This is a genomic window from Bordetella genomosp. 13 (assembly GCF_002119665.1).
Taxonomy (GTDB): domain Bacteria; phylum Pseudomonadota; class Gammaproteobacteria; order Burkholderiales; family Burkholderiaceae_B; genus Bordetella.
On record NZ_CP021111.1, the window covers coordinates 243721 to 266707 of the forward strand.

19 protein-coding genes are annotated in these 22987 nt (G+C 65.1%); 13 read left to right on the forward strand and 6 right to left on the reverse strand.

Annotated features, from left to right (window positions below; all coding sequences use genetic code 11):
- Positions 1-59 precede the first annotated feature (59 nt).
- The 3 genes from CAL15_RS01140 to CAL15_RS01150 are packed head-to-tail and all read left to right on the forward strand — an operon-like array spanning position 60 to position 3236.
- On the forward strand, positions 60-1382 hold the full coding sequence (locus CAL15_RS01140; protein ID WP_086076945.1) for a UDP-glucose dehydrogenase family protein: 1323 nt from the start codon (positions 60-62) through the stop codon (positions 1380-1382).
- Positions 1379-2452, forward strand: coding sequence for a glycosyltransferase family 4 protein (locus CAL15_RS01145; protein WP_086076946.1), 1074 nt, complete (start codon positions 1379-1381; stop codon positions 2450-2452). The genes CAL15_RS01140 and CAL15_RS01145 overlap by 4 nt, the downstream gene beginning before the upstream one ends.
- Positions 2439-3236, forward strand: coding sequence for a glycosyltransferase family 2 protein (locus CAL15_RS01150; protein WP_086076947.1), 798 nt, complete (start codon positions 2439-2441; stop codon positions 3234-3236). Before CAL15_RS01145 ends, CAL15_RS01150 begins: the two co-directional genes overlap by 14 nt.
- Here CAL15_RS01150 and CAL15_RS01155 read toward each other — a convergent pair.
- Positions 3233-3733: an Lrp/AsnC family transcriptional regulator gene (locus tag CAL15_RS01155; RefSeq protein ID WP_086076948.1), complete on the reverse strand. Its 501-nt coding sequence runs from the start codon at positions 3731-3733 to the stop codon at positions 3233-3235. The genes CAL15_RS01150 and CAL15_RS01155 overlap by 4 nt on opposite strands.
- 148 nt (positions 3734-3881) lie before the next feature.
- Here CAL15_RS01155 and glmS point away from each other — a divergent pair, with 148 nt between their 5' ends.
- The 3 genes from glmS to CAL15_RS01170 all read left to right on the forward strand — a co-directional run bounded on the left by glmS (position 3882) and on the right by CAL15_RS01170 (position 7694).
- A complete protein-coding gene (glmS, locus tag CAL15_RS01160) occupies positions 3882-5714 on the forward strand; it encodes a glutamine--fructose-6-phosphate transaminase (isomerizing) (RefSeq protein WP_086076949.1) in 1833 nt (610 codons plus the stop codon).
- 359 nt (positions 5715-6073) lie between these two features.
- Complete coding sequence (locus CAL15_RS01165; RefSeq protein WP_086076950.1) at positions 6074-6337, forward strand: helix-turn-helix domain-containing protein; 264 nt, start codon at positions 6074-6076, stop codon at positions 6335-6337.
- A gap of 4 nt (positions 6338-6341) precedes the next feature.
- On the forward strand, positions 6342-7694 hold the full coding sequence (locus CAL15_RS01170; protein WP_086076951.1) for a type II toxin-antitoxin system HipA family toxin: 1353 nt from the start codon (positions 6342-6344) through the stop codon (positions 7692-7694).
- A gap of 39 nt (positions 7695-7733) precedes the next feature.
- On the opposite strand, the gene CAL15_RS01175 is transcribed toward CAL15_RS01170, so the two are convergent.
- Positions 7734-8657 (reverse strand): LysR family transcriptional regulator, encoded by a 924-nt coding sequence (locus CAL15_RS01175; protein ID WP_198299121.1) that lies wholly within the window; start codon positions 8655-8657, stop codon positions 7734-7736.
- 113 nt (positions 8658-8770) lie between these two features.
- On the opposite strand from CAL15_RS01175, the gene CAL15_RS01180 reads away from it, so the two are divergent.
- The 6 genes from CAL15_RS01180 to CAL15_RS01205 all read left to right on the forward strand — a co-directional run bounded on the left by CAL15_RS01180 (position 8771) and on the right by CAL15_RS01205 (position 14504).
- Positions 8771-9391, forward strand: a complete 621-nt coding sequence (locus tag CAL15_RS01180) for an NIPSNAP family protein (protein WP_086076953.1) — start codon at positions 8771-8773, stop codon at positions 9389-9391.
- A gap of 32 nt (positions 9392-9423) precedes the next feature.
- A complete protein-coding gene (locus CAL15_RS01185) occupies positions 9424-10014 on the forward strand; it encodes a cupin domain-containing protein (protein WP_086076954.1) in 591 nt (196 codons plus the stop codon).
- Between the two features lie 67 nt (positions 10015-10081).
- A complete protein-coding gene (locus CAL15_RS01190; protein WP_086076955.1) occupies positions 10082-10534 on the forward strand; it encodes a (2Fe-2S)-binding protein in 453 nt (150 codons plus the stop codon).
- A gap of 74 nt (positions 10535-10608) precedes the next feature.
- Entirely contained in the window at positions 10609-12735 is a 2127-nt protein-coding gene (locus tag CAL15_RS01195; RefSeq protein ID WP_198299122.1) for a xanthine dehydrogenase family protein molybdopterin-binding subunit, read from the forward strand.
- A gap of 42 nt (positions 12736-12777) precedes the next feature.
- Positions 12778-13767 (forward strand): Bug family tripartite tricarboxylate transporter substrate binding protein, encoded by a 990-nt coding sequence (locus CAL15_RS01200; RefSeq protein ID WP_086076957.1) that lies wholly within the window; start codon positions 12778-12780, stop codon positions 13765-13767.
- The gene (locus CAL15_RS01205) at positions 13764-14504 is read left to right on the forward strand and encodes a carboxymuconolactone decarboxylase family protein (RefSeq protein WP_086076958.1); all 741 of its coding nucleotides are present in this window, start codon (positions 13764-13766) and stop codon (positions 14502-14504) included. Before CAL15_RS01200 ends, CAL15_RS01205 begins: the two co-directional genes overlap by 4 nt.
- 126 nt (positions 14505-14630) lie before the next feature.
- Here CAL15_RS01205 and CAL15_RS01210 read toward each other — a convergent pair whose 3' ends face one another.
- The 4 genes from CAL15_RS01210 to CAL15_RS01225 are packed head-to-tail and all read right to left on the reverse strand — an operon-like array spanning position 14631 to position 21361.
- Complete coding sequence (locus tag CAL15_RS01210) at positions 14631-14939, reverse strand: DUF2149 domain-containing protein (RefSeq protein ID WP_086076959.1); 309 nt, start codon at positions 14937-14939, stop codon at positions 14631-14633.
- The gene (locus CAL15_RS01215; protein ID WP_086076960.1) at positions 14939-15451 is read right to left on the reverse strand and encodes a MotA/TolQ/ExbB proton channel family protein; all 513 of its coding nucleotides are present in this window, start codon (positions 15449-15451) and stop codon (positions 14939-14941) included. Before CAL15_RS01215 ends, CAL15_RS01210 begins: the two co-directional genes overlap by 1 nt.
- 28 nt (positions 15452-15479) lie before the next feature.
- Positions 15480-19421 carry a cobaltochelatase subunit CobN gene (gene cobN, locus CAL15_RS01220; protein ID WP_086076961.1) on the reverse strand — a complete coding sequence of 1314 codons (3942 nt, stop codon included), beginning with the start codon at positions 19419-19421 and terminating at the stop codon, positions 15480-15482.
- Positions 19421-21361, reverse strand: a complete 1941-nt coding sequence (locus CAL15_RS01225) for a TonB-dependent receptor domain-containing protein (RefSeq protein ID WP_232468089.1) — start codon at positions 21359-21361, stop codon at positions 19421-19423. The genes cobN and CAL15_RS01225 overlap by 1 nt, the downstream gene beginning before the upstream one ends.
- 533 nt (positions 21362-21894) lie before the next feature.
- Here CAL15_RS01225 and CAL15_RS01230 point away from each other — a divergent pair.
- Positions 21895-22917: a MerR family transcriptional regulator gene (locus CAL15_RS01230; RefSeq protein WP_086076963.1), complete on the forward strand. Its 1023-nt coding sequence runs from the start codon at positions 21895-21897 to the stop codon at positions 22915-22917.
- Positions 22918-22987: the final 70 nt, after the last annotated feature.

A 22987-nucleotide genomic window follows, 5' to 3' on the forward strand; every position in this document is an offset into this window, starting at 1 on the left:
TTCTATAATCAGGCGCCACGGCGGCGCCTGTCGCGCCTGCCGATTCTAGGGTTCCTCGCATGAAAATCACCGTGATCGGTACCGGCTACGTGGGCTTGGTCACCGGCGCCTGCCTGGCCGAAATGGGCAACCAGGTGCTCTGCCTGGACACCGACGCAGCCAAGGTCGAAATGCTGCGCCAGGGATCCATCCCTATCTACGAGCCCGGGCTGGACGAGCTGGTCTCGCGCAACGCGTCGGGCGGCCGGCTGCGCTTCACGACCGACGTGGCGGAGAGCGTGGCCTTCGGCGACCTGCAATTCATCGCCGTCGGCACCCCGCCGGGCGAGGACGGCTCCGCCGACCTGAGCTATGTGCTTGCGGCTGCGCGCAACATCGGGCGCCACATGACCGGCCGCAAGGTGGTGATCGACAAGTCCACGGTGCCCGTGGGCACGGGCGACAAGGTGCGCGAGGCCGTCGCGCAAGAGCTGGCCGCGCGCGGCGTCGACATTCCGTTCAGCGTCGCGTCCAATCCCGAGTTCCTGAAGGAAGGCGCGGCGATCAAGGACTTCATGGGGCCCGACCGCATCGTCGTCGGCGCCGATGACGAATACACCATCGGCATCATGCGCCGCCTGTACGCGCCGTTCCAGCGCACCCACGAGCGGCTGATGGTGATGGACGTGCGCTCCGCCGAACTGACCAAATACGCCGCCAACGCCATGCTGGCCACCCGCATCTCTTTCATGAACGAGATGGCGAACCTTGCCGAAGCGTTGGGCGCGGACATCGAACACGTGCGCCGCGGCATCGGCGCCGATCCGCGCATCGGCTATCACTTCCTGTACCCTGGCGTGGGCTATGGCGGTTCGTGCTTCCCCAAGGACGTGCAGGCGCTCGAACGCATGGCGGCCCAGCACGACGTGCCCATGCGCGTCATCAGCGCGGTCGAGCAGGCCAACGACGTGCAGAAGCACAGGCTGTCCGACAAGGTGGTGGCGCGTTTCGGCGAAGACCTGTCCGGCCGCACGTTCGCGCTGTGGGGCCTGGCGTTCAAGCCCAACACCGACGACATGCGCGAGGCGCCGAGCCTGGTCACCATCGCCGACCTCACCGCGCGCGGCGCGCGCGTGCGCGCATACGACCCCGTGGCCATGCCGCAGGCCGCGCGGTCGCTGGACGGCAACGCCTCGGTCACGCTGGTGGACGACATGTACCAGGCGCTGCAGGACGCGGACGCGCTGCTCATCGTCACAGAGTGGAAGGTGTTCCGCGCGCCCGACATGGGCCGCATCAAGGCGATGCTGAAAGCCCCCGTCATCTTCGACGGCCGCAACCTGTACGAACCGCTGGACATGGCCGAGCAGGACTTCGAGTACCGGGGCATCGGCCGCGCATGAGAATCCTGCAGCTCAACTTCGAGCGCGACTGGCGCGGCGGCGAGCGCCAGACCATGTTCTGCATGCATGCCTTCCGCGAGGCCGGCCACCAGGTCGAGCTGCTGGCGCGCGAGGGCTTCCCGCTGGCGCAACGCGCCGCGGCCGATGGCTTCACCGTCCATACCCGGCGCAAGCCCATCGCCATGGGCGCTTTCCTCGCGCTGCATGGGCGCAGCTACGACATCCTGCACTGCCAGACGGCCAACACGCTGAGCTGGGCCGTGGGCGCCAAATGGCTGTATCGCCGGCCGCTGGCATTCTCGCGCCGCACTGCCATGCCCGTGGTGCGGCGCCAGGCCGCCACGGCGTTCAAATGGCGGCATGCCGACCTGCTGGCCACGGTCAGCGAAAGCGCCGCCGAAGAGCCGCGGCGCCTGGGCGCGCATCCCATCGTCGTGCACAGCGCCGTGCCGGACCCGCTGCCGCCCGATCCCGCGCGGCTGTCCGCGTTCTCCGCCGAGCATGGGCTGGCGGGTCGCCGCGTCATCATGACCGCGGCCTCGCTGACGCGCGAGAAAGACCCCGAGACGCTGATCCGCGCCGTGGCTTCGCTGGCGCAGCGGCGGCAGGACTTCGTGCTGGTACACATGGGGGCCGATGGTCCCCTGCGTCCGGCCGCCGAACGCCTGGTCGACAGCCTGGGCGTGCAACCGTATTACCGCTATGTCGGCTTCCAGCATCATCCCGAGGGCCTGTATCCGCTGGCCGACGTGTTCGTGCTGACCTCGCGCGAGGAAGGCCTGAGCACCAGCGTGCTCGATGCGTTCCTGCGCGAAGTGCCCGTGGTCTCCACCGATGCCGGAGGCCAGAAGGAAAGCCTGGCCGACGGCCGCGGGATCCTGTGCCGCATCGGCGACCACGAGGCCGTGGCGGCGGGCATCGACCGCATGCTGCGCGACGAGGCGCTGCGGCGCGAGGCCGCGCTGCGCGCACGCGATTACGCGCAGCGCGAGCACAGCATCCGCGAGATGGGCCGGCGCTATCTGTCGCTGTACCAGGAACTGCTGGAGAGCAAAGATGGCCGACATTGAGTCCACCACCCGGCCGCGCCTGTCGGTCATCATCATCACCCTGAACGAAAGCCGCCACATCGGCGCCTGCCTCGACTCGGTTGCCTTCGCCGACGAGATCATCGTGGTCGATTCCGGCAGCACCGATGGCACCTGCGACATCGCGCGGGCGCGCGGCGGGCATGTCCACGTGCACGTCACGGCTGACTGGCCCGGCTTCGGCCCGCAGAAGAACCGCGCGCTGGACCTGGCCACCGGAGATTGGGTGCTGTCTCTGGATGCCGACGAACGGGTCACGCCGGAACTGGCGGCGGAGATCCAGGCCACCATGGCCGCGCCCAACAGCGAGGCCTACAACGTGGCGCGCCTGTCCGAATTCGAAGGCCGCCAGATGCGCCATTCCGGCTGGTGGCCCGATCACGTGCTGCGGCTGTTCCGCCGCGGCAGTGCGCGCTTCACCGATGCGGCCGTGCACGAGAAGGTGAAGACGGACGCAAAGCCCGGCGTGCTGCGGGGGCACCTGCTGCATTATCCGTACGCCAGCATCGAGGCCCTGCTGGCCAAGGTGAACCGGTATTCGTCGGACGCCGCGCTGATGATGTACCGGCGCGGCAAGCGCACCACGCCGCTGGGCGCGTTCGGCCATGGCTTCTGGACCTTCGTGCGCATCTACGTGATGCGCCGCGGCTTTCTGGATGGCCGCCAGGGGCTGATCGTGGCGTGTGCCGGCGCGTCGGGCAGCTTCTTTCGCTATGCCAAGCTTATGGCGTTGCAGCGGCGCGCCGAGACGGGCGAGAAGTTCTAGGCCGGACTGGGGCCCGGACCCACCGGCACGCGCGTCTCGAACTTCGCCCGATGAATCGAGAAGAACGTACGCACATTGCGCACGTTGGCATGGCTGGCAAATACCCGGTGGGCCAAGGCATGATAGGCCGGCATGTCGGCCACCTGCACCATCAGCACGAAGTCCGGGCCCGGCGACACCCGATAACACTGCATGACCGCCGGTTCGGCTTGCACCAGCTCTTCGAAGACATCCAGCGCTTCGGCCGCCTGCACGTCCAGCGTGATCTCGACGATGGCCGTCAGCGCATTGCCCAGCCGCGCCGGATCCACAATGGCCACCTGCCGCGCGATGACGCCCGACTCGACCAGGCGTCGCACGCGGCGCAGACAGGTGGGGGGCGAGGCATGCACACGCTCGGCCAGTTCCTGATTCGTCAACGAGCAGTCCTGCTGCATCAGTTCGAGGATGCGCACGTCCAGGTCGTCGAGGGCGATGACAGAGGGCGATGTCTGCATGATTCATCCATTTATGTGCAATGAAATGGAAGAATATTTGATCACGATTGTGTAAGAAAATAAACTTCCAAATATCCGCCGATTAAGAAATCCGATTTCTTAATCGTGCAGGCACAATGCCGGCAAAGTCCTTTCCAGGAGATATTCCATGTGCGGCATCGTCGGCGCCGTCGCCCAGCGCGACATCACCCCCATCCTCATCGAAGGCCTGAAGCGCCTGGAGTATCGCGGCTACGACTCCTGCGGCGTAGCCCTTTACATGGACGGCAACCTGCGCCGCACGCGCAGCACCAAGCGCGTGGCGGAACTGGCCGAACAGGTCGCGCAGGACAAGCTGTCGGGCTTCACCGGCATCGCCCACACGCGCTGGGCCACGCATGGCGCCCCGGCCACGCACAATGCCCATCCCCATTTCTCGGCCATCGGCAAGGACGAGGCGCGTATCGCGCTGGTGCACAACGGCATCATCGAGAACCACGATGAACTGCGTGCCGAACTGCAAGCCGTGGGCTTCGTCTTCGAAAGCCAGACCGACACCGAGGTGATCGCCCACCTCGTCAACCACCTGTACCAGGGCGATCTGTTCGACGCCGTGCAGCAGGCCGTGCGTCGCCTGCAGGGCGCCTACGCCATTGCCGTTTTCTGCCGCGACGAGCCGCACCGCGTGGTGGGCGCGCGCCATGGCTCGCCGCTGGTGGTGGGCATCGGCCAGAACGAGAACTTCCTGGCCTCCGACGCCCTTGCGCTGGCCGGCACCACCGACCAGATCCTGTACCTGGAAGACGGCGACGTCGTCGACCTGCAGCTGTCGCGCGTGTGGGTCATCGACGCCGACGGCAGGCAGGTCGAGCGCAAAGTGCATTCGGTGCAGGTGCACACCGGCGAGGCCGAACTCGGCCCCTATCGCCACTTCATGCAGAAGGAAATCTTCGAGCAGCCGCGCGCCGTGGGCGACACGCTGCAGGACATCGAGACCGTTACGCCCGAACTGTTCGGCGACAACGCCTACAAGGTGTTCAAGGAAATCGACTCGCTGCTGATTCTGGCCTGCGGCACCAGCTACTACGCCGGCCTGACCGCGAAATACTGGATCGAGTCCGTGGCCCGCATTCCGGTGTCGGTCGAGATTGCCAGCGAATATCGCTATCGCGACAGCGTGCCCAATCCCAAGAGCCTGGTGGTGACCATCTCGCAGTCCGGCGAAACGGCGGATACGCTGGCCGCGCTGAAGCATGCGCGTTCCATGGGCATGAAGCACACGCTGACCGTGTGCAACGTGGCCACCAGCGCCATGGTGCGCGAATGCGAACTGGCCTACATCACGCGCGCCGGCGTGGAGATCGGCGTAGCGTCCACCAAGGCATTCACCACGCAGCTGACCGCGCTGTTCCTGCTGACGCTGGCGCTGGCCCAGACGCGCCGACTGCTGACGGACGAGCAAGAGGCCACGTGCCTGAAGGCGCTGCGCCATCTGCCGGCGGCGATCGGTTCGGTGCTGGCGCTCGAGCCCCAGATCATGGGCTGGGCGGACCGCTTCGCCACCAAGGAAAACGCGCTGTTCCTGGGGCGCGGCATGCATTACCCCATCGCCCTGGAAGGTGCGCTGAAGCTGAAAGAGATCAGCTATATCCACGCCGAGGCCTATCCCGCCGGCGAGCTGAAGCACGGGCCGCTGGCGCTGGTGACCGAGCACATGCCCGTGGTGACCATTGCGCCGAACGATGCATTGCTGGAGAAGCTGAAGTCGAACATGCAGGAAGTGCGGGCGCGGGGCGGCGAGCTGTATGTGTTCGCGGACGCGGACAGCAAGATCGTCAATGGCGAAGGCATGCATGTGATCCGCATGCCCGAGCATTACGGGCTGCTGTCGCCGATACTGCATACGGTCCCGCTGCAGTTGCTTTCCTATCACACGGCGTGCGCGCGGGGGACCGATGTGGACAAGCCGCGGAATCTGGCGAAGAGCGTGACGGTGGAGTAAGGGAGCGCCGGTAGAAGGCTTTGAAAACGAGAAATAAAGTCGGCCGCGCGGAATAAAGTCGGTCTCAGCGCTACCGGCCGGCTTTTCGCGATTTTTGTCTCCCAGTTCACTGCTTCAACTTCGAAATGGAACGGGCCGTCAAAGCGGCCCTTTTTTGCGCTCCGGTGTATTGAGACCGAGGGCTCGTGCAACTTCCGCCCGGAGCGCGGCGCGCGTGGCGTGCGCAGGACGTTTCACAAGTTATAGGTTGTAGATCTCGAATACAACTTCAGACTTGTGGTTTGAGTTTACAATCTACATTGCGTATTTCGGTTTTACTAAGTATAATTTGTAAATCAGAAAAACAACGTGAGCCTTGTATGTCCGACTTCACCGTCCGCACGGCTGAGCAACTGCCAGCACTGCTTCAGGGCTTTCGCAGACAGGCTGGCCTGACCCAGGCGGATACGGCTATGCGCCTGGGCATCAGCCAGCAGGCCTTGTCTAATCTTGAGCGCCATGCCGACAAGGTTAGCGCCGACCGCCTGCTGGAGCTCCTGAGCATCCTGGGCGTCGAGCTCGTGCTGCGCAAGACCGGCAGCGAATCGCCGTCGCCCAGGGCGTCGGCTGGCCCCAACTGGTGAGCGCATGGGTCGACGCTCACACACCCGTACCCAGAATCTCTGGATGAACGGCGAATTCGTTGGCACCTGGAGTGTGCAACCGCATGCCGGAGAAGTCCTGCAGTATGCCGACGGCTGGGTGGCTTCCGACCAGGGACGGCCGCTGTCGTTGTCCCTCCCCTTCACCCCGGGCAATCCGCCGCACCGTGGCGAAGCCGTGCGCACCTACTTCGAAAACCTGCTGCCGGACAGCAAAGAAATCCGCGAGCGCGTCGCACGTCGGTACCAGGCCGGCTCGACCAACGCGTTCGCCCTGCTGGCTGAAATCGGTCGGGACTGCGTCGGCGCGCTGCAGGTGGTGCCGGGCCCCGAAGCGCCGGACGGCGTTCAAGAGGTGAACGCGGTTCCGATGACCGACGCCGAGATTGCCCAGCTGCTTCGCAACACCCTTGCGCCAGGCCCTCTGGGCCGGGACGCCGCCGGGGATGAGGACATCCGCATCTCCATTGCCGGAGCACAGGAAAAGTCGGCCTTGCTCTGGTACGACGGTCGGTGGTGCCGGCCGCATGGCGCGACACCGACCACTCACATCTTCAAGCTGCCACTGGGCCTGGTCGCAAACATGAAGTTCAACATGAGCGAGTCGGTCGAAAACGAGTGGCTGTGCTCCGAAGTCCTGCGCGCCTACCAAATGCCTGTGGCGCGCACCGAGCCCCTGACGTTCGAGGACATGAAGGTGCTGGCGGTCGAGCGCTTCGACCGGATGTGGTGGGAGAACCTCGAGGGCAAGCGCTGGCTCATCCGGCTGCCGCAGGAAGACATGTGCCAGGCGACGGGAACTCCGCCGCATTTGAAGTACGAATCCGACGGCGGACCGGGTGTGCGCCAAATCATGAAGCTGTTGGGCACGTCGCGCGCTCCTGACCGCGACCGCCGCACGTTCTTCCAGGCCCAGGTCCTCTTCTGGATGCTGCGTGCCACGGATGGCCACGCGAAGAACTTCAGCATTTTCCTGCGCCAGGGTGGCACCTACGAACTCGCCCCGCTGTACGACGTGCTGTCGGCTTACCCCATCATCGGCAAGGGTGCGAATCAGCTGTCTCAGTACGACGCCAGGATGGCCATGGCCGTGCGCTCGAAAAACCCCCACTGGGTCATGCGCGACATCCTGCGTCGGCACTGGATTGCCGTGGGTACCGAGCATGGCGTAGTGAATCACGACGGTCAGGGGGTGGAGCATGTCCTCGACGACCTAGTGGCGCGCACGCCCGGGGTCGTGAAGACCGTCCGCGCGCTACTGCCGGCTGGATTCCCCATGCACGTGGCCGACTGCATCCTCAACGGCCTCCAAGATGCTGCCGACAAACTGGCAGGTTAGCGCCGGAGGCTCAGTCTGTTCTCGAGGCGTTGTCCCGTCTCAATTCTTTCGGCGCGCGGTTTTCCAGTCTCCCGCGGCGATGATCCGATCGGTTATCGCCGCGAAGGTCTCTTTGGCATGCAGTACCGCCGCCGTGCTGCTGCGCTCGCGCGAGCGCGCCGTCACCCATTCGATGCGCAGGTCGCGGATCGGGCAGGCCGATACGTAGCGCTGCATCAGCGGCTCGTGCACCGCCGAATAGGGCAGCACGGTGTAGCCGACGCCACGGCGGATCAAGTCGAACATCATGGCGATCATGTCCGCTTCCAAGACGGGTTCGACAGACAGATTGCGTTTGGCCATTGCGCGATCGACGATCAGCCGCAGACTGTTGGGATAAGCGGTAAGGATGAGCGGCCGGTCTGCCAGCCGGGCGATGTCCACCGCACGGCGCGGATCCAGTCTGGCCTCGGGCGGACCCACCCAGCACAGGCATTCGTTGGCAAGGGGGTGCACCTCGAACGGGTCGAGCGCTTCGAGGCTGGAGACCACGGCGATATCGATATCGCCTGCAGCCAATGCGTCGCGCATCGAGCGAGACGTGCCTTCGTGCACAGACAGGCGCACATTCGGGTATAGGGCATGGTATTGCGCGATGACGGGCGCAACCAGCATCTGCCGCAATGACGGGGGTGCCCCGATATGCAGCGGGCCGGTCGGCTGCTCGCCAACGGCCGTGACGGCGCCCTTTATTTCATCGGCCAGGTGCAACAGCATCGAAGCGCGCGTCAGCAAGACTTCGCCGGCCTCGGTCAGGTTCACGCCCCTTGCCTGGCGTTCGAACAAGTCCACCCCCAACTCTTCTTCCAGCAGTTTGATCTGCCGGCTTAGCGCGGATTGCGTGATCCAGGCCTTGGCGCTGGCAGCGGTCAGGCTGCGCGTATGCGCGACGTGGACGAAGTAGCGTAGCTGGCGAAGGTCCATCGGCGGTGGAGGGCAATACCGACCCATCTAATCCAGGAATATCAGGGATGAGAATTATACGTTTGTCGTAAGGGTGCACCTCCACTATCGTGCCAGGAAAGGAGGGCGCCCCCATGATTCATGAATACCGTACCTACACCATCGAGCCCGGTCAGCTCGACACCTATCTGGCGCTGGCCGAAAGCAAAGTCGTGCCGATCCGCAATGACGACTATGGCCTGCTGACGGCATTCTGGACCAGCGAATTCGGCGTGCTGAACCAGGTGCACCATATCTGGGAATACCAGTCCGTCGACCACCGCCAGCAGCTGCGCCACGAGTTGGCGCAGAACCGCCGCTGGTGCGATGAATTTCTTGCGGGCGCCTGGCCCACCATGCAAACCCAGGAAGTGCGGTTCATGCGGCCTCAGGGGCAGCTAGGCCAGATCGCCTCGCATAGCGCGTTCTACGAGCGGCGGATCTATCGCTGCCCGGCAGGCAAGTTCACCGACCTGGGCCTGGCGGTACAAGGTCGACCCCGCGATCCCGCCGCATCGCTGTTCGGAGTGTGGATCAGTGAATCGCCACAGCCCAACGAGGTCGTCGAGATCGTTGCATATCCCGATCTTCACAGCCGGCTGGCGGATCGGACGACCGCCGCGCCGCAACGCGATTGGCTGAGCCAGCACGCCGCCCTGCTTCAGCACGTGGAATCGACCATGCTGCTGCCGATCGGCATATCACCCGTGAAATAAACCAACAACTCATTCCTAGGAATCCAACGACCATGAGTGCCGTCAAGCAACTTAAGACCGTCTCGATTTCGGACGCCGAGATGCAGAAGAATCTTGCCCGCTTTTGCGAGCTGAAGCCGCAGTCCAGCTATTACAAGCACGATCAGGGGATTCCGCATGAAGCCTACGAGACCGTGACGGCAAAGACGCTGTACACGCTGATGGCACCGTCCAATACTGCCGGCCCGATGTCGGCCACACCGGCGGTGCTGTCGCAGGACAATCTATCGGTAATCATTGCCGAGTGCCCGCCGGGCGACAAGCCGATGCTGCATGCGCATTTCTTCACCGTGGAGCACTTCTTCTGCCTGAACGGGCGGTTCAAGGTGCGCTGGGGCGATGCCGGCGAGAACGAGCTGATGCTCGAGCCCTTCGACATGATCCGTGTGCCCCCTGGCGTGTGCCGCGACTTCACCAACGTAACGGACCAGACTGCGCATCTGCTGGTCTTTATTACCGGCAAGGGAGAAGCCGACTACAACGATATCGGCTTTGCCCCCGAAGAATCCAGAAGGTTCAAGGAACGCTTCGGCTCAGACGTCGCGGACAAGCTCGAGACGATAGGTTTCAGCTTCTTGAAGTGAGCCCTTCGCCCGGCCGCCGGCCCGCGGCGGCCCCTGCAACAGCTTCCACCCGCCCCGGAGCCGCCGCATGATCGAAATCGTCGTAAACAACCAACCCGTCCGCGTGACATCCGACGCAGACACCCCCTTGCTGTGGGTGCTGCGGGATGAACTGGGATTGACCGGAACCAAATTCGGCTGCGGCATGGCGCTGTGCGGGGCCTGCACAGTCCATGTGGATGACCAGGCCATGCGCGCATGCATCACGCCGGTGTCGGCCGTTGCCGGGCGTCGCATCGTGACCATCGAAGGCTTGTCGCAAGACAATTCCCACCCGGTCCAGCAGGCCTGGATCGCCGAGCAGGTGCCGCAGTGCGGCTACTGCCAATCGGGGCAGATCATGGGCGCGGCGGCGCTGTTGCGCAACACCCCCAAGCCCAGCGATGAACAGATCGAAGCTGTCATGAACGCCCATCTTTGCCGCTGCGGAACGTATCCGCGAGTGAAAGCCGCGGTCAAGCGCGTTGCCGCGGGAGGTTAATGATGATGATGCCAACCGCGCCCAGCGTATCGCGACGGGTATTCCTGAAGTTAACCGTAGCCGCAGGCGGCGGCATGCTGCTCTCGGCGACGGGCGTGACCGCGCCGCGCAACGGCGTTCCTGGGGCCGATCCGCACCGGGAGGCCGGTACGCCATTCACTGCATGGCTGAGACTGGACAATGAGGGGCGCGTGACCTTCATGATGAGCCAATCCGAAATGGGTCAGGGCGTTCATACCGGACTGAGCATGATCGTAGCGGAAGAGCTGGACGCCCGGTATGACCAGGTGCACTTCGAGCAGGCGCCCGTCACCGATGCGTTCTTCAACCCTCGCTACATTGGCGCGAATGGTGGGCAGGGCACGGGCGGCAGTTCATCGATCAGCCAGTTGGCGCCCGTGCTCCGTCATGCCTGCGCCTCGGTTCGCGACGTCTTGTTGCGCGCGGGAGCACAGCAGCTTCAGGTTCGGGCAGCAGAGTGCCAGACCGACGCGGGCTTTGTCATCCACACGCCATCTGGACGACGCGTGGGTTATGGCGCGCTGGCGCAGGCTGCGTCCAGGCTGCCTCTGCCGGATCAGCCTCGCCTGAAGGAACCGAAAGAGTTCAAGCTGTTGGGCACCGTCGTGCCGCGACGGGATATTCCGGCCAAGATCAATGGCCAGGCCGTGTTTGGCCTCGACGTCAAAGTGCCTGGCGCATTGGTCGCGCTGGTCGCGCGCTGTCCGGTGTTTGGCGGCACGCTTGGTCAGCTTGATTCCGACGCAGCGAGCAAGGTGCCTGGCGTACTGGCAGTGGTGCCGATCACCTCTGGCGTGGCGGTCGTGGCCGATTCCTTTTGGCATGCCAAAAAGGGCCGCGACGCGCTGCAGATCAGTTGGAACGCCACCCCCGATCCACGTTGGGATTCGGACGAGCTTTCCCGGACTTTCGAGCAACTGGCGACGATGCCTGGCATCTCCGCGCGCGACGAAGGCGACGTCGAACGCGCGCTCGCCGAGCTGCCGACCCGGCTGGATGCGGTCTACGAATCGCAGTACCTCGACCCTGCTCCCATGGAGCCGATGAACTGCACCGCATGGGTGCAAGACGATCGCTGCGAGATCTGGGCTCCCACCCAGTTCCAGTCCCGCGCGCTGAGTGCGGCACAGCGCATCACCGGCCTGCCTGCGGATCGCATCACCATCAACACCACCTACCTGGGCGGCGGCTTTGGCAGGCGGTTCTATCACGACTATGTGGATGAGGCGGTCGAGGTGAGCAAGGCCGTGGGTCGGCCGGTGAAGGTCATGCGCACCCGCGAAGATGACATGACCCACAGCTTCTACCGGCCCGCCAGCTACAACCGGATTTCCGCGGCCCTGGACGCGGACGGCCGCATCGCCGCGTGGCACCATCGGGCGGTGTCCAGTTCGATCCTGAAGCGCTTGTGGCCCGAGCGCATCAACCCCAAGACGGGCCTTGACGCGACCGCCGGCCACGAGGCGGCCAATCTGCTCTACGACATTCCCAACTACCGATTCGATTGGGTTCCAACCGAATCGCCGGTGCCCGTGGGCATCTGGCGGTCGGTCGGCGATTCGCAGAACACGTTCGTTACGCAGTCGTTCATCGATGAACTTGCCCATGCCGCCGGACGCGATCCGCTGGAATTCCGCCGCTCTCACCTTGGCGACAAGCCGGGCGCAGCGCGATTGCGCGCCGTGCTGGACATGGTGGCCGAGAAGGCTGGCTGGGGCACCCCTTTGCCCCCGGGCCGGCATCGAGGGATTGCCGCGGTTCAGTGCTACGGAGCCTATGCCGCTCAAGTCGCGGAAGTCTCGGTGTCGGGCGATGGCCAGATCGTCGTACACCGCATCGTGGCCGGATTGGACTGCGGTTGGGTCACCAGCCCCGATCTCGTCCGCCAGCAAGCGGAAGGCGGCATCATGTTTGGCTTATCGGCGGCGCTCAGCGAGGCGATCACCATCAAGGGCGGCGCGGTCGAGCAGAGCAATTTTCACCAGTATTCCACCCTGCGCATGAGCCAGATGCCTGTAGTGGAGTTCCACTTGATGCCCAGCGAAATGCCGCCACTGTCGGTGGGCGAACCTGCCGGCGTGCCCTGCGTGGCACCCGCCGTGGCCAATGCGGTGTTTGCCGCGACGGGCGTGCGGATGCGGTCGATGCCCTTTTCGCGCCATACCCTGAAACCCGCATGATCTTCGCACCCATAACGAGAGAGACAACGAGAGAGACACGCCATGACGAATCCCTTCCGCATACTGCTGGCCTTGTTCGGCCTGGCCATCGGGCTGGCGCCCGGGCATGCTCCGGCGCAGGATTGGCCCGCCAAACCGGTAACCCTGGTTATTCCGTTCCCACCTGGCAACACGGCGGACCTGGTTGCCCGCGCACTGCAGGATCCGTTGGGCAAGGCGCTGGGGCAAGCCATCATCGTGGATAACAAGCCGGGAGCTGGCGGCAATATCGCCGTGCAGAACGTCGCGCGCGCGCCCAGCGACGGCTATACGCTGCTATTGACGACTGGATCGCCACTGGTGATCAACCCCGCGCTGTACCGCGATCTGCCTTTCGACGCCGAGCGGGATTTCGCGCCGGTGGCGATCATCGGTTCCATTCCCATGGTACTGATCGCGCGCAATAGCCTGCCCGTGAATTCGATGGCGGAATTTCTGAGCTACACGCGCCAGAACGAGTTCAGCCTTACGTACGCCTCGGTCGGCCAGGGGACGTTCACGCACCTGGGTATGGAGCTGTTCACGCGCGCTGCGGGACTGGATTTGACGCATTCTCCATACAAGGGCGCAAGCGCTGCTCATCTGGACCTGATAGGCGGGCGAGTCGATTTCATGTTCGACAGTGTGGCATCGTCCAACGCCTTGCTTAAAGGGGGGCGGGTGAAGGCGCTGGCGGTCACTTCGCCTCAACGTTCGCCCTTCCTGCCGGACGTGCCGACCATGGTGGAAAGCGCTGACGACAGCCTGGCCGACTTCGAAGTCACCGTCTGGACCGGCCTGTTCGCACCCGCCGGCACACCCGCCGAGGTAGTGACTCGTCTTAACCGGGAAATCGGCGTACTGCTGCGTTCGCCGGCGTTTACCGAACAACTCGCCCAGCAATTCATTCGCGCCGACACCCCGCTGACGCCGGAGCAGTTCGAGCAGCGAGTGCAATCGGACCGCGCGCGCTGGATGGGCCTGAGCCGCAACATCAACCTGGCACTGCAATGAGAGAAAAGACCGCAGATTTCGGGGCACTGGGCGATATCTACGCCGGCCTGGGAGAAAACGACATCTTCCACCGAACGGTGGTGTCGCCCCAGGACAAGCTGTTGATGCGCATCCCGGCAGTGCTGGGCGCCGGACATACGGGCGTGCTTTACCAGGAAGCCGTCGAGGCCGCGCTGCAAGATGGGTTGAGCGCGGTGGCGGCCGAAGACCTGATCATTCATCTGGCTTCGTATGTGGGCCTGGCGCGCGCGTTCGACGCCATGGCGGTGTTGCATACCGTACTGCGCGCGCGCGGCCGCGCCGACGGCATCGGCACATCGCGCAGCGCCTTGGCGTCGATGCCGCTGGCCGACCGGTTCGAGCAGGGCATTGCCCAGTATGCGCAGCTGGACGGGCCACGTGCGCAGGCGCAGCTGGCCTACTACAGCGACTTGTCGGCGGAATACTATCGGCACGTAATGGGCATGTTCGGCTGCACTTTCGGTCGCGAGTCGTTTACCGTGCGCGAGCGCGAGATCGCCACAGTGGCCGTGCTGAGCGCCATGGGAACCGCCCACAGGCAGCTTGCCTTTCACAGCCGGGTGGCGCTGGAGCAAGGCGTGTCCCGCGAAGCGCTAGCCGAGGTGCTGTTGTACGTGCAACTGTATGCGGGGCTGCCTGCCGCCAATAATGCGGCCGCGATCATGCTCGACGTGGTGACTGGATCTGGATTCGCCCCACTTCCGCGGACGGGTTAGTTCGGACACCTCGCGGTGTCTGCGTCCACGTTTGAGCGTGAGCCCACGCGACCAATAATCGAGCGCATGGTCGGATGCGCCATGCCGATGCCGACGCCGTCGAACAACGCGCTTGCGCGGCAACCATCAGTCTTCGGGGACATAGATCATCCGGCCGTCTTCCAGCCTGTAGGTCACGCCTGCTCGCGCGCCTTGTCCCTCGCCCACTTCGCCGCTGGCTTCGTAACGGGTCAGTTCCTGGCCGTTCTTGATGGTGATGCGCATGTCGGCTTCGCCCGGATTCTCCACCACCACGACTTTGTCCTGCGAGAAGGGGTTGAGAGGATTCTGGGCGATCACCACCATAAGCATGCCGATGATGACCAGGAATAGATCGATCAGGTTGACGACCGACAGCATTGGATCGTTGGCTTCGTCCTCGTCCAGGAAACGCATCACGCAACCTCCTGCCGTTGGCGTTCAATCCGGCGCAGGTCCTGCAACAGCCAGCGCCGCCGCACCGTCAGGATGAAAAAGCAGATGCTGGCCGCCAGCAGCGCCAGGATCACCGCCGAGAAAGCCGCCACCATGTTCTTGCCGACCGCTGCGCCATTGCTGCTGCCCAAGGCCAGCAGCGCGGGCCCCATGGGAATCATCGTGGCGATCAACCCCAGCATGGGTGCTGTGCGCGATACGATGCGCAGCCATTCCAGCCGCTTCATGATCCAGAGTTCAAGGTCGTCGCTGGCGGGCGGTTTGCGCACACCCGGGCGATCGGCTGCCTGGCCCGCATACGCAAACAGTGCGGACACATGCGAGTCCCGCCGGCGCTGCCACGCCTCGACCAGGAAAGCCCCCAGCACGAACAGCGCGTAGACCAGTGCGGCGGCGATGAGCAGCATCACCGGCGCCAGAAAAATCCGTGAGACGGCATAGAGCAGGGTTTCGATTTCAGAGAAGAAAGCCATGTGATCCAGTTGGAATGAAGTTGTCGCGCTATTGCCGCAGGCGACGGGAAGCGACTGCCTGCCCGAGCGCCCCGGCGCCGATCGTCAGCAGCATGAACGCCAGCACCCAGACCCGATGGGGGTCCTCGGCAGGCGCGTCTTGCGTGCGGGCCAGGACCTGGCCCTGCACAGCCTGCAGCGCATTGGCCCGAGCCGCGGACTCGCCTTGCGCCGGCTGCCCGGGCGCGGCATGGTTGCCGGCGGACTGCGGCGCGGCGGCAGCCTGCAGCCCGTAGCCCTGGGCCATGTCTGCGATGAACCGCCGCGTCGTCTCCGCGCCGGTCTCCACGCCATGCTGCCGGGCCAGTTCCTGCCAGCGCTGCGCGAGTACGCGCCGCGTCTGCTCGGGCGCATCCCAGTAGCCCTTGCGTATGGCCTCGGCCATGCGAGCGATCACCTGAGCCTGGGCTGTCGGGTTGTGCTGCTCGAACCATTCAGTAGTGCCCAGATCGCGGGTATCGGCAACATAGGTATCGAACATCGCCTGCCACTGATCGGCACGCACGGTGTCCGCATCGACGGCCTGCCAGCCGAACAGATTGTTGGCGGCATTGAGCACCTGCAGCGTGCCGGCATAGCCCTCCTGCTGCATGGCGCCGATCCATTGCGGATTCAGGTAGCGCGTGCGCAACTCGTCGGACAGGAAGCGCTCCAGTCCCGCAGTGCGTGGCTGGCTGCCGCGCAGGTCCGAAATCAGCAGTTGCGGCGCCTGTCCGTCGAGATGCCGGACGGCGGCAGACAGGCCGCCAAGAAACTCGAAGGGATGGTCGGTCGACAGGACGCCATGAAGATTGGAGGAACGCGACATGATGGCCGCCTGCGTGCCGCGCAACTGCTCGGCCAGCACGTTGGCCTGCGTCGGGCTTTCACCCCGGGCTGTGCCGCCGTAGGCGTAGCGGCTGCTCGACAGGAACTGCCGTCCCAGCGTGGCCGGGTCTTCCCATTCCGTCGAGCGCAGCGCCAGATCGGGCACGCCCGTGCCGTACTCGCCAGGCGCATTGCTGAAGATGCGCAAGCGGGCAGCGGCGGCTGCCGCGTCGGCGGACAGGCCCTCGGCCTGCAGCCTCGCGGCAATCCGCCGGTTGTTGGCGCCGATGGGGTTGCCCGGCTCGTCCAGCGCGGCCAGCCTTTGCATGGCATCGTCCAGCAGCCGCATGAAGCTGTCGAACTGGTCGCGGTAGACCCCGGTAACCTGGACTACCACGTCGCTGCGGGGCCGCCCCAGCTCGGCGGCGGGAATGATCTGCAGCGCCGTCACGCGCCCGCCCGCATCCCACACGGGCCGCAGGCCCAGCGCATGCAGGATCTGCGCCTCGGTCACGCCCAGGTGACGGATCGCTTCCGACGACCACAGGCTGAAGGCCAGCTTCTCGGGCCATCGTCCCCCGTGCGCGGCACGAAACGACTCCAAGAGCTGCGCGTAGGCCGTTTCCGCCGACGCATACGCGGCGCGCGCGGGGATCTTGTCGGCCTCGAAGGCGTACAGGTTCCGGCCGCTGGGCACCTCGGGGTTGCGGACCGGATCGCCGCCGGAGCCCGGCGCCACGAAGCGTCCTGCCAGGCCGGCCAGCAATGATTCGTTCTCCTGGGTATCCACCAGATGACGATCCAGCTCTGCCGCGCGCTGGGCAAAGGCCTGGGCGCCGGCCGGCAAAGCCGGATTGCCGTTGCCATCGGACGCCAGCAGCTGCCGCACCGCGAGATAGGCCGGGTTCTTCCACAAGGCCTGCGGATCGGGCACCAGCATGGCTTCTTCATTCATGCCCAATGCCTTCTGGAAGGGATCCCCCAGCTGCTGCATGATCGTGCTGGCCCGATGTTCCGGGGTGGCCGGCTGGCCGAAGGTATGCAGGCCCAGGGGCATCGCGGTTCGCGCCAGCTCGTGCAGGTGATCGTGGATGGCCTGCATGAAACCGTCGAAGTCTTGCTCCGCCTGCGCGGCGGTCCAGCCCAGGTCATCGTTGAGGTGAGACGCGACGGCCTGTGCACGGATCTGTCCGGCCACGCGCTCGCGCACGCCGCCCTCTTCCAGCTGCTGATACTCGTGGATCAGGTGATGCAGATCGCGCAGCTGGTCGTATAACCCCGCCGGCGCAAACGGCGGCGTCTGGTGGCTGATGGTTACGGCGCGGCCGCGCCGCTTGGCCTGGATGGCCTCGCCCACGTTGTCCTGTATGTATGGATAGAAGACCGGAAGGCTGCCGACGGCCAGCCATGGGTAATCGGTGGCGGCCAGTCCGCGGTCCTTGCCGGGCAGCCACTCCTGCGTGCCGTGCGTACCCAGGTGGATCAGGGCGTGCGCCCGATACTGTTCCTGCAGATACAGATATGCTGCCATGTACAGGTGATCGGGGGCGCTGGCGGTATCGTGATAGTGCCCGTGCGGTTCGCTCGATCGCGGCATCTGCGGCATGACCAGAAGTTGGCCCAGCTGCCAGCGCGGCACTACGAAATAGCGCTTGCCATCGATTTCCCGAACGGCACGGTGCCGCTCCGGCGCGCCGCCATGGCGCAACTCGGCCTGCCGTCCGGCAGGCAGCCCCGCCAGCCATCGTTCGTAGTCCGCCACGGGGTACAGCGCGGCCATGTCCTCCTTCAGCAGCGCCTCCAGCGGCTCATTGCCGTACAAGGCGCCCAGCATGCGCTGGCCTGCCGCGATGACCTGTGCCTCATCGACCGGATCGCCCACCGCATATCCCTCGGAGGCCAGCGCGGCCTGCATCGATACGACGCTGCGGGGAATGTTCAGGTTCGAGGCCCCGAGGTTCGTCTCGCCCGCCGGATAGTTCCAGAACATCAGGGCGAGTCGCTTCGCGTCCGGCGGCGTCCTGCGCAGCGCCACCAGGCTTTGCAGCTTGCCCAACAAGGCATCGAGCTGGGCCGGCAACGGGTCAGACACTCCGGCCGTCGATGCCGACAGCACCAGCGGATCGCTGATGCCCCATCCTTCCGGGCCCGCCAGGAAGACCGCTGTAGTGCGCGCGGACACGCCGCTGACGGCCTGCGGCCAGTCGCTCGCCTCGCCTTCCCGAAAGTTCAGGGTCTGGATCACGGGGACGTCCAGTGCCAGGAAGTCGCGGCTTCGCGCCGCACCGTCCTGCATATGCGTCAGGTTGACCAGGACGTCCACCTGCCCCTTGCCCAAGACCCGCACCAGCCCGCCAGGCTGGCTGGCATCGAACCAGAACACCACAGGCGTCAGGCCGGCCGCCTCGCTGCGGGCGATCAGCGTGTCCAGCTCGCGCGTCAGCATGTCTCCGACCATGCCCTGGTGCGACAGGAAGGCGATGCGGCCGGTGGGCGGCGGCGATCCGGCAGCACCTCTGTGGCTGTCGTGCCAGGCCAGATAGTCGGGCAGTGTCTCGAACACACGTGGCGCCGCGGGATGATAGAAGCCCGTGGCAGGCAGGCGGACGGGCGGCGCCACCAGCGCTGGCGCCGGCTCGCGCCGCGCCTGTATCGCGCTGGACAGCGCGAAGAAGCGGACGAAGTTCTCCTGGCCACCCGCGGCATAGAGCGCGGCCAGCGCGGCGCCATGTTGCGCATGCAGGCCTTGCCACTCCGGCCGGCCGCCGCCCACCACCAGGCGAGGTGGCCCGTCCGCCGTGCCAGCCTGCGGCGTGGCCTGTGCAAGCTGTTGTTCCAGCGCGTGCACGACCATGGCCCGGTCGTTCGGGCGGGGCACATCCAGCAGCAGCAGCGCGGCGTCCTGCAGGGCCTGTCGCCATGCTTGCGGCGAGGCACGTTCGACGTCTAGGTGCCGCAATTGCAGGTTCTGATGCTGCGCGTAGGCCTGCAGGCGCTGGAACTTCTCGACCGAGACAAAACTGTTGTGCAGTACCTGCACCACCGGCTCGCCCTGCGCAGCCGTCATCATCGCCCACATCGACACGCCCAGCCACCACAACCAGGCCCAACGTCGCTTCCGCATCAGAACCTCGCATTCAACCCGGCAAAGAACCTGCGCCCTTCATCGGCGCGGCCATACACGCCCGCGTCGTCGTTGGCCAGACGCTTGTCGGTGAAGTTCTCGATGCCCGCATGCAGGCTCAGGTTCCGGCTCACGTCATAGTCGACGTACCAGTGCAGCAGCGTGTAGCCCGGGCGCTCGCTCTCGGTGGCCGAGCGATATTGCGATCCGATGTATTCCGCGCGCAGACGCGTGCTCAGGCGCGACAGGACGTCCCAGGTGAGCGTCGCATTGGCGCGGTGCCGCGAGCGGTCTGCGAGGCGTTCGTCCGTCGTGCGATCGCGTGCGTCCAGGTAGGTGTAGTTGGCTGTCAGTCTCAGGCGGTCGGCCAGCGGCGCGCCCGCGGTCAGTTCCAGGCCTTGCAGACGGGCACGAGCGACGTTCTCGTAGGCCAGGCAGACACGGCCGCGCACGTCGCAGGTGGATTGCCGCACCGTCTCGATCAGATTGCGGACGTCGTTGTGGAAGAATGTCGCCCCGGCCGACCAGCCCGCCTTCTCGTAGGCCGCGCCCAGCTCGAACGACTGGTTCGTTTCGGGAGCCAGGTCGGGATTGCCGCGGATGATGCCCCGGCCGCCCATGGCCGCACGCGATTCATATTCCGGCGACAGTTGCTTGAGTGTCGGCGCCTTGAAGCCCCGTCCCACGCCTGCCCTCAGGGTCCATGCTTCGGCGGGATGGAACAGCAGGTAGGCGCGCGGGCTGGTTTCCCATCCGAAATCCTCGTGGTGGTCGAAGCGGCTGCCGAGCACCAGTTCCCATTTTTCGCCCAGCACGATCTCGTCCTGCGCGAACAGCGCGTAGTGATCCTGCGATTTCTTGCCTTCCAGGTTCACCGTCGGATCTTCCAGGGTCTCGCGGCGCGTCTCGGCGCCTACGGTGAGCTTGTGCATCCGCCCGACGGCGAAACTCACCTTGCCGTCCACCACCGTGTCGATGAAGCGGTTCGGGCCCGCTGCGTCCCCGCCGTCGCTGCGGTATGACTCGCGATTGAAGGTGCTGCGATAGACCCGTACCTGGCTCGTGCCCCAATCCCAGTTTCCAGCATGCGACAGCGAGTAGCGGCGTCGCTGCGCAAAGTACTCGGCGCGATAGATGGCATTGCCCGTGCCGCCGCGCCAGCCTTCCTGGTCCTCGTTGCCGGCATCCACCGCGAAATCGATGCGCTGGCGCGCATCCGGCGTCCAGCTCAGGCCGACGTGGCCGCTGAATGCGCGCTGGTCGTCCAATGCCGTCAACGCAGTATTGCCCGCGTCGCGCAGCGCATCGCGGCGCCTGAATTCGCCCCAGGCATTCATGCCCAGTATGCCGGGCAACAGCGGCCCGCCCACGTAAAAGCCTGTCTTGTACTGGTCGCCGTCCAGGCCGTGATCGTTGAACATGCCGTAGCTGCTGAACGACCCCTGCCAGTTTTCCGTCGCGCTGCGGGTGATGACGTTCACCACGCCGCCCAGCGCCTCGGAGCCGTAAAGCGACGACATCGGTCCGCGCACCACTTCCACCCGCTCGATGGCCTCCGTTGGCACCCAACCCAATTCGAAGTCAGAGTGCGCAATGGCCGATGACGAGGCATTGATGCGCTGGCCGTCGACCAGGATCAAGGTGTGTTCGGGGCTCATGCCGCGCACCGATATGCCGCGCCGGCCCAGCCCGACGCTGTCGTCGAGCCCGATGCCCGGCGTGCCGCGCACCGCGTCGGCCAGATCGTTCACGGGACGGTTGCGCAGTGCCTCGCCATCGATGACCGATACGCTGGCCGGGGCATCTGCCTCGCTGCGCTCGGATGCCGTGGCGGTCACCACGACGGCCGGCAAGGTATGCGCGCCATCGCGGGCCGCCCTGACTGTTTCCGAACCCTCTGCCGCCTCCGCGATGCCGAAGTCACCGATCGTTGCCAGCAACGCAAGGTAGCCTGCCCACGCCTCTCGCCGTACCGCCCACATGTCTCGATCCCTAGAGAAAGCGCAATGTTATAACATAACGTAAGCGATGTGGCATCGTCCCTCCACAGCATCAGGCGCTGGCCAACTTGTGGCACAAGGACCCAGAGCGCGCGACTGCCACCCAAAGCCGCGAAACAACTCGTGTTCGATAAGCTCGAAGAGGTGGGCGGGGACATGGGACGGGGACCAGCACCTTGCTGATCAGGGTCTGGACATCAACGCGCAAGCGGGTCGGGCGCGGTGCGCTGCACGCATCGGCCTTTAGGGCGCGCAGCTCGACCCCTCGCTTCGGAACGCTGGGTCGCGTGCCGATGCCGTTTCTGCTGCGCTCGGACAACGGTTTGAGCGGTCAACCCACGTGTGTCACTTCCAGCCCGCTTCGGCGGCCGACATCGCATTGAACTCTGGCCGCCCACAGGGCTTGTAGCACCGCTTGACCCTCACGTAACGTGATGGCCCAAAGTTTGGCCAGCGTATTCGAAGGAGGAAACATGCGACTGACCGTAGGAGAACTGGCAAAGCGTACCGGGCTGACCGTCCGCACGCTTCACCACTATCACGCGATTGGTTTGTTGACCCCTTCAGCGCGCGCCGAAAACGGCTATCGCCTGTACGGTCGCGACGAGATTGCCCGTCTGCATCAGATCCAGGCATTGCGTCGTTTCGGACTGGCGTTGGCGGAAATTGGCGCTTACCTGGACCAGCCCGGCGCTCGCTTGGCGGACGTGATCGCCCGGCAGATCGCGATGCTGGACCGCCAGATGCAGCAGGCCGCGCGCCTGCGCGAACGCTTGGCGCAACTGCACGAGCAACTGGCGGACGGCACGGAGCCTGAGCTGGCCGATTGGCTGAACGCTTTGGAAATGATGACTATGTACGATAAATATTTTTCGCCAGAAGAACTGTCACGTTTGCCCCTATACACCCGTGGGCCGGACGGCGACCCGGACTGGCTTGCGTTGGTTCACGAAGTGGGACAGCAGATGGAGCAGGGCGTGGCGCCCGAGGAGATCAAGCCGCGCCAGCTCGCCCAGCGCTGGATGGAACTGCTGCTGCGCGATACCAACGGCGATCCGCGCTTGTTGGTGAAGCTGAATCACATGCACGAGCAGGAGCCCGGCATGCAGAAGCACGTCGGCATTTCCAAAGCCATGCGCGATTATGTGCTGCGCGCCTTCTCGGAAAGCAAACTGCTTATCTACGAAAAGTATCTGACGCCGGACGAAGTCCGGTTCATGCGCGAGCATTACGGCGACCGGATCTCGGAATGGCCGCCGTTGATCGCAGAGGTCCGGAACGCCATTGATGCGGGCGTGGCGCCCGACTCGGAAACCGGCCGGGCGCTGGCGCGGCAGTGGCTGGAACTGTTCAGTTCGTATGCGGGCAAGAACCCGGCGACACACGCCAAGTTCCGGCAGGCACTGATGGCAGAGCCCGAATTGGCCGCCGGCACATGGGCGGACGACGCGACGCTGGCGTTCATGCGGCAGGCGATGGGGGCGCTGGCGAAGTAGCCGGCCCGCTGCCGTCCCGGCACTAGCACGGCGGGCACGGTGGATGGTCAAGTCGCGAAACTCGTTGCTG